Here is a 15,386-nt window from a genome sequence, read left to right as displayed (position 1 = left end):
TAGCTATGACCCCTATAGAATGCGGGAAAATGCAGATATCGATTGTAAAAACAACAGGAAAGGCCCATTGACAGTAACCTTTTATTAACTTTTTTTAATACACTAACCATAAATGGATCTCAATCTTAAGAAGGACCGCAATGTGCGCAGAAAACCGTCCATTGATGTGTCATCCTTGGTGTATGGCAAGATACCACCACAGGCTAAAGAATTGGAAGAAGCTGTTTTGGGAGCCGTAATGCTGGAAAAAGGTGCATTTGACACCGTTATCGAGATATTGAAAGGGGAGTGTTTCTATGTGGAAGCTCACCAGATTATTTTTAGTGCCATGACCCGCCTGGCGGGTAAGTCGATGCCGGTGGATATCCTCACCGTAACAGAAGAGCTGAAATCCATGGGCTCACTGGAACAAATCGGCGGACCATTTACCGTGATGAAGCTCACCAACATGGTGGTGTCTTCTGCAAATATCGAAGCGCATGCCCGCATCATCCTCCAGAAATTTATCCAGCGGGAACTGATCCGCATTTCGGGGGAAATCCTCACAGAGTCTTATGAAGACACTGCGGATGTGTTTGACCTGCTCGACAGCGCCGAATCAAAGCTATTTGAAGTAACAAATAATCACCTCCGTAAAAACTACGATTCCATCGACCGCGTACTGGTGAACACCATGAAACGCATCGAGGACCTGCGGAATAAAGGAGATGATATTACCGGGGTACCGTCCGGGTTCCCTTCACTGGACAAAGTAACCTATGGCTGGCAGTCCACAGATCTGATCATCATCGCTGCCCGTCCATCTGTGGGTAAAACCGCCTTTGCGCTGAACCTCGCGCGTAACGCGGCCCTCCACCCCCGCTTCCCTAAAGGAGCAGCGGTATTCTCTTTGGAAATGTCGTCCGGCCAGATTGTACAACGTATCCTCTCGGCCGAGTCAGAAATAAAGCTGGAAAAAATTTCCCGCGGTAAGCTGGAAGAATATGAAATGAAGAAGCTGATGACCCATGGTATCGAACGCCTGGCAAAAGCTCCCATCTTCATTGACGATACCCCGGCCCTCAACATCTTTGAACTGCGCGCCAAATGCCGCAGGCTGGTACATAACCACGGCGTAGGCGTTATCATCATCGACTACCTCCAGCTCATGAGCGGCAGCAGCGATGGTAAAGGTTCCAACCGTGAGCAGGAAATCAGTAAGATTTCCCGCGATCTGAAAGGACTGGCAAAAGAGTTACAGGTACCGGTAATCGCCCTCTCGCAGTTGAGCCGTGATGTGGAAAAACGTAAAGACGGTAACAAAATGCCGCAGCTGAGTGATCTCCGTGAATCCGGAGCCATCGAGCAGGATGCGGACATGGTAATGTTCCTGTACCGTCCTGAATATTATGAAATCAACACCAATGAAATGGGCGAATCCAATAAAGGTGAAACCCACGTTCGTATAGCCAAGCACCGTAATGGTCAGCTGGATACCATCAAATTGAGAGCCGTACTGGAATATCAGCGCTTTGAAGATGATGGCAGCCTGGAAAACCCCGGTGGCGGCAATCCCTACGCAGGCATGAACCGTCCGCAACAAGGTGGCGGCGGCAACGATGAAGCGAAGCTGTACATACAGAAGGGATCCAAAATGAACGACATGAACTTCGATGAAGGATTTGAAGATGCACCATTTTAGCGCATAAAAAGATATTGCTAAAAGCCGGCATCGAAATGATCGCCGGCTTTTTTTATACGCGGAGGTTGTCTTACTCAGGATTACGTTGATTATACTGATTACTTTGATTTGATCACTTTTGATTTTTTAAGGATTTGGAGAGATGTAAGCGGAATATATCGCTTATATCTCTCCAAATCCTTAAAAAATCCCAAAAAATCAATCCAGGTAATCAGTATAATCAGCGTAATCCTGGGAAAGACAAAATCCGCATAACAGAACAATCAATGAAACAACTGTATTTAAAGTACAAAGGTCATTACAAAGACAATTTCAGTTTAGCCTACCCCGTAGTTATTTCCCAACTGGGGCATACATTAGTAGCATTATCAGATAGTATTATCATTGGTCATACCGGGAAGGTGCCGCTGGCAGCAGTATCCCTGGGCAATGGCTTGTTTTCCGTATTTATGGTGGCCGGTATTGGTATGTCGTACGGACTAACCCCGTTGATTGCACAGGAAAACGGGCGTGGCAACAAAGGCGCCATCGGGCATTTACTGAGTCATAGTCTTATTATCAATATGGTGGTGGGTGTGGTGCTGTCTGCCGTTATTTATTTTGGCAGCGCCCATTTATCTTTCCTGCACCAGGAAGGGGATGTGGCAGATCAGGCCCGGCCCTTTCTGCGTTTCCTGGGATTTTCCTTTATTCCGCTGATGCTGTTCCTTTCCTTCAAGCAGTTTGCCGAAGGGCTTGGGTTTACCCGCCAGGCTATGAATATCAGTATCATCGGGAATGTGCTGAATATCCTGATAGGGATTACGTTGGTGTACGGCCTGTTCGGATTGCCCAGGATGGGTGTGATCGGCGTGGGGATCGCCACTTTTACCGACCGCCTTATTATGGGAATTACGATGGCGTTTTATGTGCTGCGTGCGCCCCGCTTCAAACCATACCTGCAATCGTTCGGGTTTAAGAACCTGAAGGCAGCCGCCATTAAAAAGATCCTGGGCATCGGTACGCCGGTGGCGCTGCAATACCTGTTTGAAGTAAGCGCCTTCAGTGGCGCGGCTGTGATGGTGGGCTGGATGGGAGCGGCAGAACTGGCGGCGCACCAGATAGCGTTGAGCCTTGCTGCCATGACCTACATGATGGCCAGCGGTATCTCCGCGGCAGCGGGTATCAAAAGCGGGAATAATTTTGGGAAGAAAGATTTCGGGGCGCTGCGTTTATCCGCCATCGCCAGTTATCATATGGTGCTGCTGCTGATGGGAGCCGCTGCCCTGTTGTTTACGCTGGGTAATCAGCTGTTGCCGTCATTTTATATCCAGGACCCGCAGGTAATCCAGATAGCTTCCCGCCTGCTGATCATTGCGGCTTTCTTCCAGTTGTTTGATGGTATGCAGGTGGTGGGACTTGGTATTTTGCGCGGCCTGGGCGACGTGCGTATTCCTACCGTGATAACGTTGTTAGCTTACTGGGTGCTGGGGATTCCTTTGGGTTACCTGTTGGGTATCAAATTGAATTATGGCGTGGAAGGCGTGTGGTGGGCGTTGCTGCTGGGCTTACTGGTGGCTTCTGTGCTGTTGTTTGTGCGTTTCCAGGTTAAAACCAGGAAACTACGGATATCATCTGCCGGATAAAATCCATATCATCTCTGTATACTATCTTCGCACATCAGGATAATCAAAAATATATGTCAGTTTTTTACGCGCCGGAAATACAGCAGGATGCCGCAGTGTATACCATGAATGAGGATACTTCCAAATATTGTATCCAGGTGCTTCGTCATGAAAAGGGCGATGAGGTGTTGCTGGCAGATGGCCGCGGGCATAAGATCACCGCGGTGATCACCGATGATAACCGCAAGAAATGTGTAGTAAAGATTGTTTCTTCTGAAACGATGCCGGCGCCTGCGCGGGCATTGCGGATCGCTATCTCCTTTACAAAAAATGCATCCCGGATAGAATGGTTCCTGGAAAAGGCCACAGAGATAGGCATTCAAACGATCATTCCGCTGGTAAGCCAGCGTACGGAGAAAGAAAAGATGAAGGCGGAGAGATTGCAGAATATCCTGGTGTCGGCTATGCTGCAATCGCAGCAGTTTTACTTACCGGAATTGCAGGAACCACAGGCTTTTGAAAAGCTGGTGAAAAATAATAAAGATCCGCAGCGGCTGATTGCGCATTGTTTGCCGGAGCAGAAAACCCCGTTGCAGCAAGTGATGCAGCCTGCAAAGGATAGCATTATACTGATAGGCCCTGAAGGTGATTTTACACCGGAAGAAATAAAGCTGGCGCTGGACGAAGGCTATATACCCGTATCGCTGGGAGATACCCGCCTGCGTACGGAAACGGCCGGTATGGTGGCGGTAACACTAATGAATGCCAGTTGGGCGTAAGCCCGCGCAGATCTTTTTCACGATCGTTGGGCCCTCATAAATGAACCCGGTATACACCTGCACCAGCGATGCGCCGGCATCCAGTTTTTCCTGCGCATCTTCCGCGGTGAAAATACCGCCCACAGCGATAATGGGAATGCTGCCCTGGCTATGCGTATGGATATAGCGGATCACTTCTGTGGCTTTCTTTTTTACAGGTAAACCGCTGAGTCCACCGGCGCCGATATCATTTACTTCCGCTGCCGGTGTTTTTAATCCGGCCCGGCTGATAGTGGTATTGGTGGCTACAATGCCGGCGAGTTTTGTTTCTTTTATTATTTCAATAATATCATCCAGTTGCTCGGTAGTGAGGTCGGGTGCTATTTTAAGTAAGATGGGTTTTGGTTTTACTTTCTGGGCATTCAGTACCTGCAGGTGATGCAGCAGTTGTTTCAACGGCTCTTTCTCCTGTAAGGCGCGGAGGTTTGGCGTGTTGGGAGAGCTGACATTTACCACGAAATAGTCTACCACATCATACAGCGCATGAAAACACTTTTCATAATCGCTGACAGCTTCTTCATTCGGGGTCACTTTATTTTTCCCGATGTTCCCGCCTACTATAATATTGGATCTTTTGCGTTGCAGTCTTTTTGCGGCAGCCACAGCTCCTTCGTTATTAAAGCCCATGCGGTTAATGAGGGCTTTATCTTCCGGCAGGCGGAATAACCGCGGGAGTTCATTACCCGGCTGTGGGAGCGGCGTTACGGTACCTATCTCCACAAAACCAAAACCCAGGCAGGCCAGTTCATCAATGTACTTTGCATCTTTATCGAAACCTGCCGCTAAGCCCACGGGATTAGAAAAGGTAAGTCCGAATATTTCACGTTCCAGGCCCGGGGTTTTTACTCCGCAAAAGGCGTTCAGGATATTCTTGCCAAGTGGCAGCGAATAAATTGTTTTCATACCACGCATAACGCTGTGGTGAATACTTTCCGGCGGATAGCGGAAAAGGAAATTTTTAATCAGGTTGTACATTGCGGGAACAAAGATAAGCATTACGCGATTGGGAGCAAGACAGGGGGCGAATTTTGTGTGGTTTGGAGTAAGACAAAATTCGCGTAAGTGAAAATCCTTCCTATATTTGCCCTTCATCATGCTGGAGCTCCAAACATTTGAAGCATTATTTAAGGAAAACCATGCTCATTGCCTGGCCTTTGCCACTCACTACACCGGGGATACCCATGTAGCGGAGGAAATAGTACAACAGGTATTCCTGCGGTTGTGGGAAAAAAGGGACACTATCACTATTACAGGCCCGGTAAAAGCATATTTGTTTTCTGCCATCCGTAATACCGCCATCAGCCAGTGGCGAAAGGATGTTGTGCGCTCGGAAAAGGAGAATGGGTATGGGAAAATAACAGAAACAACGGTTGGCGCGGGGGAAGAAGTGAAGGAGCTGGAGCGGTTGTACCGGGTGGCCTTGGAAAAGTTGCCGGAGCGCTGCCGCGAAGTGTTTATCCTCAGCCGCCAGCAGCATATGAAATATGCAGAAATAGCGGAAGCGATGAATATTTCTGTAAAAACGGTGGAAAATCAGATGGGCAAGGCCCTGAAGATCCTCCACCAGGAGTTGAAGGAGTACCTGCCGTTACTGACAGGATTCCTGTTCTAAAAATATTTCCGGGCGCATAGGGGCATCTGTATTTCGCGTGCGTCTTATTAATATATTACCGCCCGAAGGGCGACGACTGTAAAAACTTACAACAACTGATGACACCATCTTTTCCTAACGAGGCACTGCCCGATGAGGCGCTGTATACCTTGCTCTGCAAGTATCTGCTGAATGAAGCGGATGAGGAAGAGCGTGCGTGGGTGGAAGCATGGAGGGAAACGGACCCCGGTAATATGGCCCTGCTGGTATCGCTGGGGAAAGTACTGGATACTGCTGCGGCCAACGAAAAAACAGTGGCGGCCGATACCGGTAGCGCCTGGGCGCAAATCCAGGAAAAAATGGATGATAAGCCGGCATTGATTGCCATCAGGTCCAAACCCCGCTTTACCTGGCTGAAAATTGCCGCTGTACTGCTGGTTGCATTGGGCGCCGGGTTGTGGTTTCTCACCCGTAATCAGCCGGACTATGTATATGCCGGCCCGGTAAGCGCGGTGCTCAGCGACGGAAGTAAGATTGAATTATCAGCAGGTGCAAAAATGGAAGTGGCCAGGGGCTTTAATGACCGCAACCGGAAAGTAACCTTCAGCGGTAAGGCCAGTTTTGATATAAATGGCAGTGCGGAAAACCCTTTTGTGATCATACTTGGGCACAACGAAGTAAAAGTGCTGGGTACCCGGTTTATGATCAATTATCAACCCGGCGAAGCCACGCTGAAAGTACATGTGAGCAACGGTAAGGTAATGGTGATTAATCATGATAAAAAAGACAGCGTAGTGCTCACCGATGGTATGTTATTACAAAAGGATAACGACAGGCCCGCTTTCCGGATCGCTTCCCATGTAACTGATATGGGTAAACGGTCGTTGTCGTTCAACAATACCCCGCTTGAAGAAGTACTGCATACGATCACCGAGGTGTATGATGTTAAAATAGAAGTAATGGACACCGACCTGCTGAAACTGCCGGTACGGGCCAGCTTTACAGATGAATCAACAGAAGAGGTGATGAAATCGCTGGCACTTATGCTGAACGCATCATACGAAAAAGTAAACGACCGTCAATACAAATTAAAATAGGTTTTAGCCGTCAACTAAAGCTGTAGTCACACTTTCAATTCAGATATACTATGTCGTTAGCCTTAAAACTGCTGACGGGAATATTAATATGTAGTTTCCCCTTACAGGTTTTCGGGTGGGACTGGCAAACAAGAGTAACAATAGTAGCAAAGGATCTGCCCCTGGAGGCAGTATGTGGATTACTGGAAAAAGAATATGGTATTCATTTTTCATATAGCAGGGAACTTGTCAACTTGTCCCGGAAGGTTACGTTAACCGCCCATCAGCAACGTCTTAAAAAATTACTGGACGAATTATTTTCTCCCGATGATATCCGTTTCACCCGTGTAGGCGATCAGATCGTGCTATCACCCGCGCAACGCAGCAGCCGCACCATCAGTGGTTATATCAAAGATGCGGTCAGTGGTGAAAACCTGATTGGGGCCACTGTTTATTCACCTGCGCTCAAACAGGGCACTACTGCCAACCAGTATGGTTTTTATAGTTTAACTACGGTGAAAGACACCAACAGCCTGTTGATTTCTTACATTGGCTACAAGCCTTATCTGCAAAAGGTAAAAGCTAAGGGCGACCAGCTGATCAACATCCACCTGCAACCCCTGGGCAGCTTAAAAGAGGTGGTGATCAGCGCAAAGGAGGGCAGTAAGCTCCAGGAGCAAACGCAGATGAGCAGGGTGCATCTTAGTACGTCTGATTTGCAGGCGATGCCGCGGTTACTCGGTGAAGTGGATGTAATGCGCGCCCTGCAATCGCTTCCGGGCGTAAGCGGTGGCACCGACGGCGCCGGTGGTTTATATGTAAGAGGCGGTGGCCCTGATCAGAATCTCGTGCTGATAGACGGCACACCGGTATTTAATTTCTCTCATTTCTTCGGCGTATACTCTATGCTGAATGCCAACGTGGTAAAAACTACCGACCTGTATAAAGGCGCCTTCCCGGCGCGCTTTGGCGGCAGGATATCTTCCGTGGTAGATATTTCGATGAAAGAAGGAGATATGAAAACCTTTCACGGAGACGCGTCCATCGGGTTCATTGCGGCTAAATTTAATATTGAGGGACCCATCGTAAAAGACAAAACCTCCTTCATGTTTTCTGCCCGCCGTTCTTATCCGGATCTGCTGATCAAGGCGGCTTTACAATCAGATAATACACTAGGCCCGGATGGGGATTTTAAGGCATTCTTTTTTGATGTGAATGCAAAAGTGAATCATATTTTTTCATCCAAAGACCGGCTCTTTTTTAGTTTTTATAAGGGAGAAGATAACCTGTTGCTGAAACAGACGGTGCCTGATACTTCCCGCCTCAGCAGTCCGTCGAAGTACATTGCTGAAAGCATCCGGTTCCGGCTTGGATGGGGCAATACCATTGGCGCGATACGCTGGAACCACATTTATAACCCCAAGCTGTTTTCCAATGTAACCCTGAACTATTCGCAATACGAGTTTTTTACAGAAATCGAGCATAGGTATATGTTGGCTGCTTCCGGTGAAAAGGCGGATGTATACGGAAAATACAACTCGAGGATGGAGAATAACAGTGGCAGAATAGATTTTGACTACCGCCCGGATCCCCGCCATTCTATTCGATTTGGCGGCATCACTACCATACATAAATTTAAACCCGGCAACTCCAGTTTCGAAGACAGGGACAGCCAGGTGATACCATTGGATACGGCCGATGCTTCGTTGAAAGTAACGGGCTATGAATTGTCGTTGTATGCGGAAGATGACTGGCAGATCAGGCCTGATTTTTTTGCCAGCATAGGCTTGCACGCATCTGCGTTTTTAGTGGAAGGCCGTTTTTATTACTCCCTGCAACCCAGGCTGGGATTGCGTTACGTGCTGCCCCGCAACTGGGCGGTAAAAGCGGCGTTTACACATATGAACCAGTATATTCACCTGTTGTCCGGCGATGGAACTACCTTGCCTACAGACATATGGGTGCCATCCACGCAACATGTAGCGCCTATGTTTTCGCGGCAACTGGCTGCCGGCGTAGCTAAAACTTCCGCTAACCTGAAGTATGAATTTTCACTGGAGGGTTATTTCAAATCCATGCACAACATGATTGAAACCCGGGAAACCAACGGTATCATTACTACTGCCGCTACCCGGTGGGATGAAAATGTAACCGTAGGTAAAGGCTGGAGCTATGGTACGGAATTAATGTTGCAGAAGAAAAAAGGAAGCACTACGGGATGGCTGGCATATACATTGGCCTGGTCTACCCGCCGGTTTCCCGGCGTGAATAACGGGCATATCTATCCCTATAAATATGATCGCCGGCATGATATTGAACTGGTGCTGGTACAGCAACTGGGAAAACAATGGGAGCTTTCTGCCTCCTGGCATTTTAACAGTGGAACGCCGTTTACTTTGCCGGTATCCACGTATGCCGGAACGGAGGGCTCCTCTCCCTGGGAGCCGGGTACCGGTAATAGCAGTATTGATCGTTTCGACAACCGGAACAATTACCGGGGCGCGGCTGTTCACCGGCTCGATGTGGGTGTTACCTGGAGTAAGCAAAAAAAATATTGGATCCGGAGCTGGAACCTGAGCGTGTTTAACGCCTATAACCAGAAGAATCCTTACTTCTATTATATCAGTGAAGATGCGGCAGCGCAAAAGCGGTACCTGTCCAGGGTAAGCATCCTGCCTATATTACCCAGTATTACTTATTCGGTTAAGTTTTAAAGAGATGAGTATGAAATATTTTTTCGTAGGTACGATCGGGTTATCCATGCTATTGAGCGCATGTGAAAAGCGGGAAGAAATTAAGTTGCCTTATGAAGGCGATAAAATAGTGGTGAACACGCTGATACAACCGGATAGTGTGGTTTATATCCGGGTAACGCGCAGCGTGCCCTCCAACGTGTATAACGATGGCGTGTATAAGGATATTCCCGGCGCCACCGTAACGCTTACCACAAATGAATCATCCGTGATGCCGTTGCAGGTACAAACGATAAAAGGACTTTCCTACTATGTGTCTGGCCAGAAAGCGGTGCTCGGACAACGATACCAAGTGGCCGTGGCAGCGGCGGGGTTACAGGCGGTAACGGCTACGGATACACTCCCGCAAGCCCCGGTGGCATACAATGCCACCGCGCAGCGCAGCAGCAGCCGGGTGCAGTTCACATTGAAAGACCAGCCAGCCTCCGCGGATTATTACCGGATCCGCATTTATATGACCGATGCCTCCACCGGAAAGGGCGCCTTCCTGCTTTTCAGGCTGGACCCTGCCTTTAATAATAACCTGGTTGACTATTTTTCCCAGGATAATTATAACAGCCTGATCATGAATGATGAGCGCTTTAATGGTAAACCCGTGAACTTCGTTTTACAAACAGCAGATCCCATCATGAATGCAGGTGAAATGACTGTAGAGGTAAGTGCGCTGACCCATACTACCTACCAGTACTTCAATACTCTCGCCGCCCAAAAAGATGCAGGGATATCCCTGGGGTCCCATGTAAGGGTATTTACCAATGTAACCAATGGCTATGGCATTGTTGGCGGCATCAATACCAGGAAGATGACCTTTAAAATACAGTGATCCCCGCGGTGATATAACATAGCTAAATAAGATAATATCGCAGTGAAGACGCTGCCATTTAAAGAAACGGGCATGCTTTAAGCCGTTTTACGGCGCTATATTAATACTTCGCTATATTTTTGTTATCCCGTTTTTTATCTTAAAAACCTGATCTATTTTTAGGATATATATATTTATATGCCTGAACAATTCCCCATTGATCTTATTCACCGGTTACGTGCTGGTGACTTTAAGCTTTTTGAGTTGATTTTCAATACATACTGGGAAGAGCTGTATGCCTACGCAGCAAAGGTTACGGGTAGTGAAGAAGATGCACGGGATATCATACAGGATTTGTTTGCCAGTATCTGGGAGCGCCGGCAGCAGCTGGAGCTGCATACTCATATCCGTTACTACCTGTTTAGCGCGGTAAGGAAGCAAATCCTGCGTAAGTTCCGCGACGACGGATTAAAAGAAAAGCACCTCGAAAAATTTATTACCCATAGTGAGCTGCGGTCCGAACTTACCCTTAACTCCCTGATCCATAAAGATATTCTGAACCAGCTCCAGCAAGACCTCCAGCATTTACCGGAAAAAGAAAGGCAGGTATTTGAATGGTACCACTTCGATGAGCTGAGCATCCGCGAAATAGCCATGATGCATGGCACGGCCGAGCAAACGGTACGTAACCAGCTCGGAAACGCCTACAAGAAAGCCCGTCCATTGCTGAACCGCCTGTTAATGTTCCTCTGATTTTCCCTCTCCATGTTACCTTAACGTTAAGCCGGGATTCCGGATAGTTAAAAAGGGTGGTTTGTGCAACTTAGTCATAAACACCACACCTTGATCCGATCAAAAATAAATGCACTCATCGGTAAATACCTGGAAGGCAAAGCCACTCCGGAGGAGGAGCAATTGCTTACCCACTGGCTGGATGCACTGGCAGAAGACGCCGGTCCGGGAACGGAACAGGATGCCCGTAGCCGGGAACGGCTGCGCCGCAGCATTTTAAAGGTCATAAAGCAACGTACCGGCGAGCCGGCTGCCATATATCCTGTCTGGAAGAAACTGGCCGCAGCGGCGGCGGTATTGCTGATGATGGGCATAGGCAGCTGGTGGATGATGAGTTACCGGTCGTCCCAAAAGATCGCCTGGCTGGAACTGCGTACGGCCATCGGTGAAAAGAAAGTGCTGTTATTGCCCGACAGCAGCCGGATCTGGCTGGGCGCCAATAGCGTACTGAAATACCCGGACCATTTTACGGATAACAGGCAGGTACAACTGGTATCAGGGGAAGCCTTTTTTGATATAGCCCAGGCTCCGGGACAACCTTTCAGCGTAATCACCGACAGCCTGCAGGTGCAGGTGCTGGGCACTTCGTTTCACATCAGGGCCTATCCCCGGCAGCTGCTGGAAATAGGGGTGAATACCGGGAAAGTGAGCGTTAACAAAGGCGGCCAGGTAATGGATATCTTAACAGCCAATCAACTACTGCAGGTTAACAGAAATAATTATACTTCTTCCCGGTTGTCTGTATCCTCACCAGATATAAATGGCTGGAAGCAGGATAAAATAGTGTTCGATAATATGCCCGTTATGGATGCATTGATGTTACTGGAGAATTATTACCCGGTGAAGTTCCACGTTAAGAGCGCGCCCGGCAGGCAAATCAGCGGATCGCTCAACATGCACTTAACAATTACGCAGATCATAAATGTACTGGAAGATCTTACGGATCATCAGCTGAAAATAACACCTGCCGGCGCAGGAAATTACAACATAGATCAATAAATATTTATTCCCTGAACTGAAACTAAAACACCGGTTATGAATGTACGTAGTACCCACTTGCGTACAAGGAGCTCTGTGAAACAGATATTTCTTGTAGCGCTTATGCTGTCGCTATGCGGCAGCGTCATGTCCCAGCAAAAAACAACCGTCGTGCAGGAACTGCATATTACCGCAGGCCCGCTTGCCGACGCACTGAAAATGCTGCAAAAACAAAGCGGCGCTGACATTGTATACGATGCAGCTTTATTGAAGAACCTGACGGTGAAAACACAGGACTTCCGTTCACAGCCCATAGAAGAAGTATTGCGCGTTTTACTGAAAGGAAGCGGGTTCCACTTCTCCGCTACAGAAGGCGTATACATCATTAAAAAAGAAAAGAACAAAACAACGGTCACCGGTAAAGTCACCGACGAAGAAACCGGCGTGGGTTTACCCGGCGTCAGCGTACTGGTAAAAGGAAATACACAAGGCAGCATCACGGATGCTAACGGTGCTTTTTCCTTGCAGGCTGATAACGCCGGCGATACCCTGTTATTTACTTCCCTGGGATATAAATCCACCCGCCTGGTGTTAAACGGGCAGCAACGGTTGGCGATTAAACTGAAAACCGATGCCAGCCTGTTAAGCAGCGTGGTAGTAGTAGGTTACGGATCAACCACCAAAGGCGATCTTACCGGCGCCGTATCCCATGTAGGCGCTGAAAACTTTAATACCGGTGTATTCAGCTCCCCGGAACAGCTGTTACAGGGAAAAGTACCCGGCCTGAATATTACCCGCAGCGGTGATCCAAACGCCACACCCGCAGTGATCCTCCGTGGCCCGTCCACTTTCCGCGATGGTGAAGCACAACAGCCTTTCTATGTTATTGATGGTGTACCCGGCGCTAATATCCAGCTGGTATCTCCGTCAGATATCGTATCAATGGATGTATTGAAAGATGCGGCATCTACCGCTATTTATGGTGCACGCGCTGCCAACGGGGTGATTATGATCACCACCCGCCGCGCAAAACCCGGTCAAAGCTGGATCAGCTACAATGCCTACGTGGCCAGTGAGCGCATCTCCAATTCCATCGATATGATGTCCAGCGCCGACCTCACGAAATACCTGGAAGACAACGGTAAAAGTATTACACCTGCTTATGATGATAACGCTGATAACGACTGGCAGAAACTAGTAACCCGCAACGGCCTGTCGCACAGCCATAATATTTCCTTTGGCGGCGGTAATGAGAAAACCGTATTCGATGGAAGCGTGAACTACCTGCAGAATAATGGTATCATGCAAAAATCATCACTGGAACGGCTAAACGTAAGAGCAAACCTGGAACAACGCGCGTTCAACGACCTGTTGAAACTGAACCTGTCGATCAGTAACAGCGTAAGCACACAAAACCAGATCCCGGAACTGGTGTTTATGAACATGCTGAACTATATGCCTACCGTGAATATCTTTAACCCGGATGGTACTTATAAAGAAGATTTCTCCCGTACACGCAACTACCTGAATCCCTTATCACTCCTTAATAACAACAGCGACCGCACCAAAAACAAGATCATGTTGGGGAATGCCCGTGCAGAGCTCAATCTTTTGCCGGGTTTGCGTTATACGCTGAATGTATCTATGCAGGATGAGCAGATCAACCGGGACATTTATAACAATCGCGCTTCCGGCCTGGCACAGGGCGTTAACGGAAGAGCTACCCGCAGCGCCTATACGAATACACGGAAAGTACTGGAAACCTATTTCAATTACGACGTGCTTTTTGGTAAACACGACCTGCGTTTGCTGGCCGGCTACTCCTGGCAGGAAGATCGCCGCGGCGACGGATTCCAGACCTCCAACCAGGGTTTTGTATCAGACGCCACCCAAGGCGATAACCTGGGCCTGGGAAGTCCCGATGGCGCCTTCCAGCCTAATTTTGGTACCACCCGCATTCAAACCCTGCGCTTCATCTCCTTTTATGCAAGAGCCAATTACCAGTTTGACGGAAAGTACCTGCTGATGGCCTCTGTGAGAAGGGACGGTTCTTCTGCCTTCGGCGCAAACAACCGCTGGGGTTATTTCCCAGCCGTATCCGCCGCCTGGAAAATCAATAAGGAAAGCTTCCTCTCCGGCGTATCCTGGATAGAAGATCTTAAACTGCGTGCAGGCTATGGTGTTACCGGTAACTCGCTGGGCTTCGATCCGTTGATCGCCACGCTCCGGTATGATATCACCGGTAAATTTTATAACAACGGCAGGCTGATCAACGCTATCGGACCCGTACAGAACGATAACCCCAACCTCAGATGGGAACGCACCGGCATGGCTAATATAGGCGTGGATTTCACCACGCTGAGGGGACGCCTCGGCTTCGCCGTGGATTACTATGATAAGCGCACCACTGATTTGATCTACTCCTACAATGTACCCGCCACGCAGTATTTTGTATCTACCATGCTGGCGAACGTAGGCTCCATGAGCAATAAAGGTGTTGAATTCCAGGTGAATGCAGTGCCGGTAAAAACAGCTCATTTCAACTGGACCACCTCCGCTAATATTGCGCATAATAAGAACCGGGTACTCTCCCTCTCCAATGATATTTTTTCTGTGAAATATATTGAAACCGCAGAACTTGGCGGCAGGGGACAATCAGGCAATAAATCACAGCGTGTGGAAGGCGGATATGCACTGGGTTCGTTCTACCTCTGGCAATACGTGGATAAAAACGCTGCCGGTCTTTCACAATTCCGCGACGCCAAAGGCAACCTGGTTACCGGCCCTACTTCCACCGACCGGGTTTATACCGGAGACGCACAGCCGGCCTTTACCTATGGCTGGAGCAACAGCTTTACCTGGCGTAATTTTGATGCCAATATTTTTCTGCGCGGCGTATCCGGAAACAAGATACTGAACGCTACCCTGGCTAACCTGAATGCACCTTATGAAGCGGGTATCATCAATATTCCACAGTATTCCAAACAAGAGTCGCCCAGCGATGTAAATGCGCCTTACATCTCTTCCCGCTACCTGGAAAATGGCGCTTATCTCCGGCTCGATAATGCTACTATTGGCTACACGGTTCCTATGCAGAATAAGTATATCAGGAAACTGCGTTTATACGTTTCCGGTAATAACCTGTTTATCATTACCGATTATTCAGGTATTGATCCGGAAATCAATATGGGCGGACTTACACCGGGAATTGACAACAGCAATTTCTATCCAAAGACACGTTCTTTCCTCTTTGGCTTAAACGCAACATTCTAAAAACTGACGGTTAAAAAT

The 15,386-nt window shown here is 48.4% G+C and carries 11 protein-coding genes; 10 read left to right on the top strand and 1 reads right to left on the bottom strand.

Annotation, left to right across the window (positions count from 1 at the left end; translation table 11 throughout):
• Positions 1-112: 112 nt before the first annotated feature.
• The 3 genes from dnaB (at position 113) to QFZ48_RS07465 (ending at position 4,064) form a co-directional block, all read left to right on the top strand.
• Positions 113-1,681, top strand: coding sequence for a replicative DNA helicase (gene dnaB, locus QFZ48_RS07475; RefSeq protein WP_429044472.1), 1,569 nt, complete (start codon positions 113-115; stop codon positions 1,679-1,681).
• Positions 1,682-1,947: 266 nt separating this feature from the next.
• Positions 1,948-3,306: an MATE family efflux transporter gene (locus QFZ48_RS07470; protein WP_429044475.1), complete on the top strand. Its 1,359-nt coding sequence runs from the start codon at positions 1,948-1,950 to the stop codon at positions 3,304-3,306.
• Positions 3,307-3,359: 53 nt separating this feature from the next.
• A complete protein-coding gene (locus QFZ48_RS07465) occupies positions 3,360-4,064 on the top strand; it encodes a 16S rRNA (uracil(1498)-N(3))-methyltransferase (protein ID WP_429044477.1) in 705 nt (234 codons plus the stop codon).
• Here QFZ48_RS07465 and QFZ48_RS07460 read toward each other — a convergent pair.
• Positions 4,041-5,078 (bottom strand): quinone-dependent dihydroorotate dehydrogenase, encoded by a 1,038-nt coding sequence (locus QFZ48_RS07460; protein WP_429061788.1) that lies wholly within the window; start codon positions 5,076-5,078, stop codon positions 4,041-4,043. The two genes, QFZ48_RS07465 and QFZ48_RS07460, sit on opposite strands and share 24 nt — an antisense overlap.
• 106 nt (positions 5,079-5,184) lie before the next feature.
• Here QFZ48_RS07460 and QFZ48_RS07455 point away from each other — a divergent pair, with 106 nt between their 5' ends.
• The 7 genes from QFZ48_RS07455 to QFZ48_RS07425 all read left to right on the top strand — a co-directional run bounded on the left by QFZ48_RS07455 (position 5,185) and on the right by QFZ48_RS07425 (position 15,368).
• On the top strand, positions 5,185-5,715 hold the full coding sequence (locus QFZ48_RS07455) for an RNA polymerase sigma-70 factor (RefSeq protein WP_370910985.1): 531 nt from the start codon (positions 5,185-5,187) through the stop codon (positions 5,713-5,715).
• 98 nt (positions 5,716-5,813) lie between these two features.
• A complete protein-coding gene (locus QFZ48_RS07450) occupies positions 5,814-6,791 on the top strand; it encodes a FecR domain-containing protein (RefSeq protein WP_429061786.1) in 978 nt (325 codons plus the stop codon).
• A 50-nt stretch (positions 6,792-6,841) separates the two neighbouring features.
• Positions 6,842-9,484: a carboxypeptidase-like regulatory domain-containing protein gene (locus tag QFZ48_RS07445; protein WP_429061785.1), complete on the top strand. Its 2,643-nt coding sequence runs from the start codon at positions 6,842-6,844 to the stop codon at positions 9,482-9,484.
• Positions 9,485-9,494: 10 nt separating this feature from the next.
• Positions 9,495-10,346 (top strand): DUF4249 domain-containing protein, encoded by an 852-nt coding sequence (locus QFZ48_RS07440; RefSeq protein ID WP_429061783.1) that lies wholly within the window; start codon positions 9,495-9,497, stop codon positions 10,344-10,346.
• A gap of 177 nt (positions 10,347-10,523) precedes the next feature.
• A complete protein-coding gene (locus tag QFZ48_RS07435; protein WP_370910981.1) occupies positions 10,524-11,078 on the top strand; it encodes an RNA polymerase sigma factor in 555 nt (184 codons plus the stop codon).
• Between the two features lie 90 nt (positions 11,079-11,168).
• On the top strand, positions 11,169-12,116 hold the full coding sequence (locus tag QFZ48_RS07430) for a FecR family protein (RefSeq protein ID WP_429061781.1): 948 nt from the start codon (positions 11,169-11,171) through the stop codon (positions 12,114-12,116).
• 75 nt (positions 12,117-12,191) lie between these two features.
• Complete coding sequence (locus QFZ48_RS07425) at positions 12,192-15,368, top strand: SusC/RagA family TonB-linked outer membrane protein (RefSeq protein WP_429044497.1); 3,177 nt, start codon at positions 12,192-12,194, stop codon at positions 15,366-15,368.
• Positions 15,369-15,386 lie beyond the last annotated feature (18 nt).

Origin of the sequence: Chitinophaga sp. W2I13 (assembly GCF_050434005.1) — a bacterium.
GTDB lineage: Bacteria > Bacteroidota > Bacteroidia > Chitinophagales > Chitinophagaceae > Chitinophaga.
This window is presented reverse-complemented; position numbering and strand designations above follow the sequence as displayed.

Coding starts and splice junctions, on each gene's coding strand:
- QFZ48_RS07465 (WP_429044477.1), top strand. CDS start 3,360: ATGTCAGTTTTTTACGCGCCGGAAATACAGCAGGATGCCGCAGTGTAT.
- QFZ48_RS07435 (WP_370910981.1), top strand. CDS start 10,524: ATGCCTGAACAATTCCCCATTGATCTTATTCACCGGTTACGTGCTGGT.
- QFZ48_RS07440 (WP_429061783.1), top strand. CDS start 9,495: ATGAAATATTTTTTCGTAGGTACGATCGGGTTATCCATGCTATTGAGC.
- QFZ48_RS07445 (WP_429061785.1), top strand. CDS start 6,842: ATGTCGTTAGCCTTAAAACTGCTGACGGGAATATTAATATGTAGTTTC.
- QFZ48_RS07450 (WP_429061786.1), top strand. CDS start 5,814: ATGACACCATCTTTTCCTAACGAGGCACTGCCCGATGAGGCGCTGTAT.
- QFZ48_RS07470 (WP_429044475.1), top strand. CDS start 1,948: ATGAAACAACTGTATTTAAAGTACAAAGGTCATTACAAAGACAATTTC.
- QFZ48_RS07460 (WP_429061788.1), bottom strand. CDS start 5,078: ATGTACAACCTGATTAAAAATTTCCTTTTCCGCTATCCGCCGGAAAGT.
- dnaB (WP_429044472.1), top strand. CDS start 113: ATGGATCTCAATCTTAAGAAGGACCGCAATGTGCGCAGAAAACCGTCC.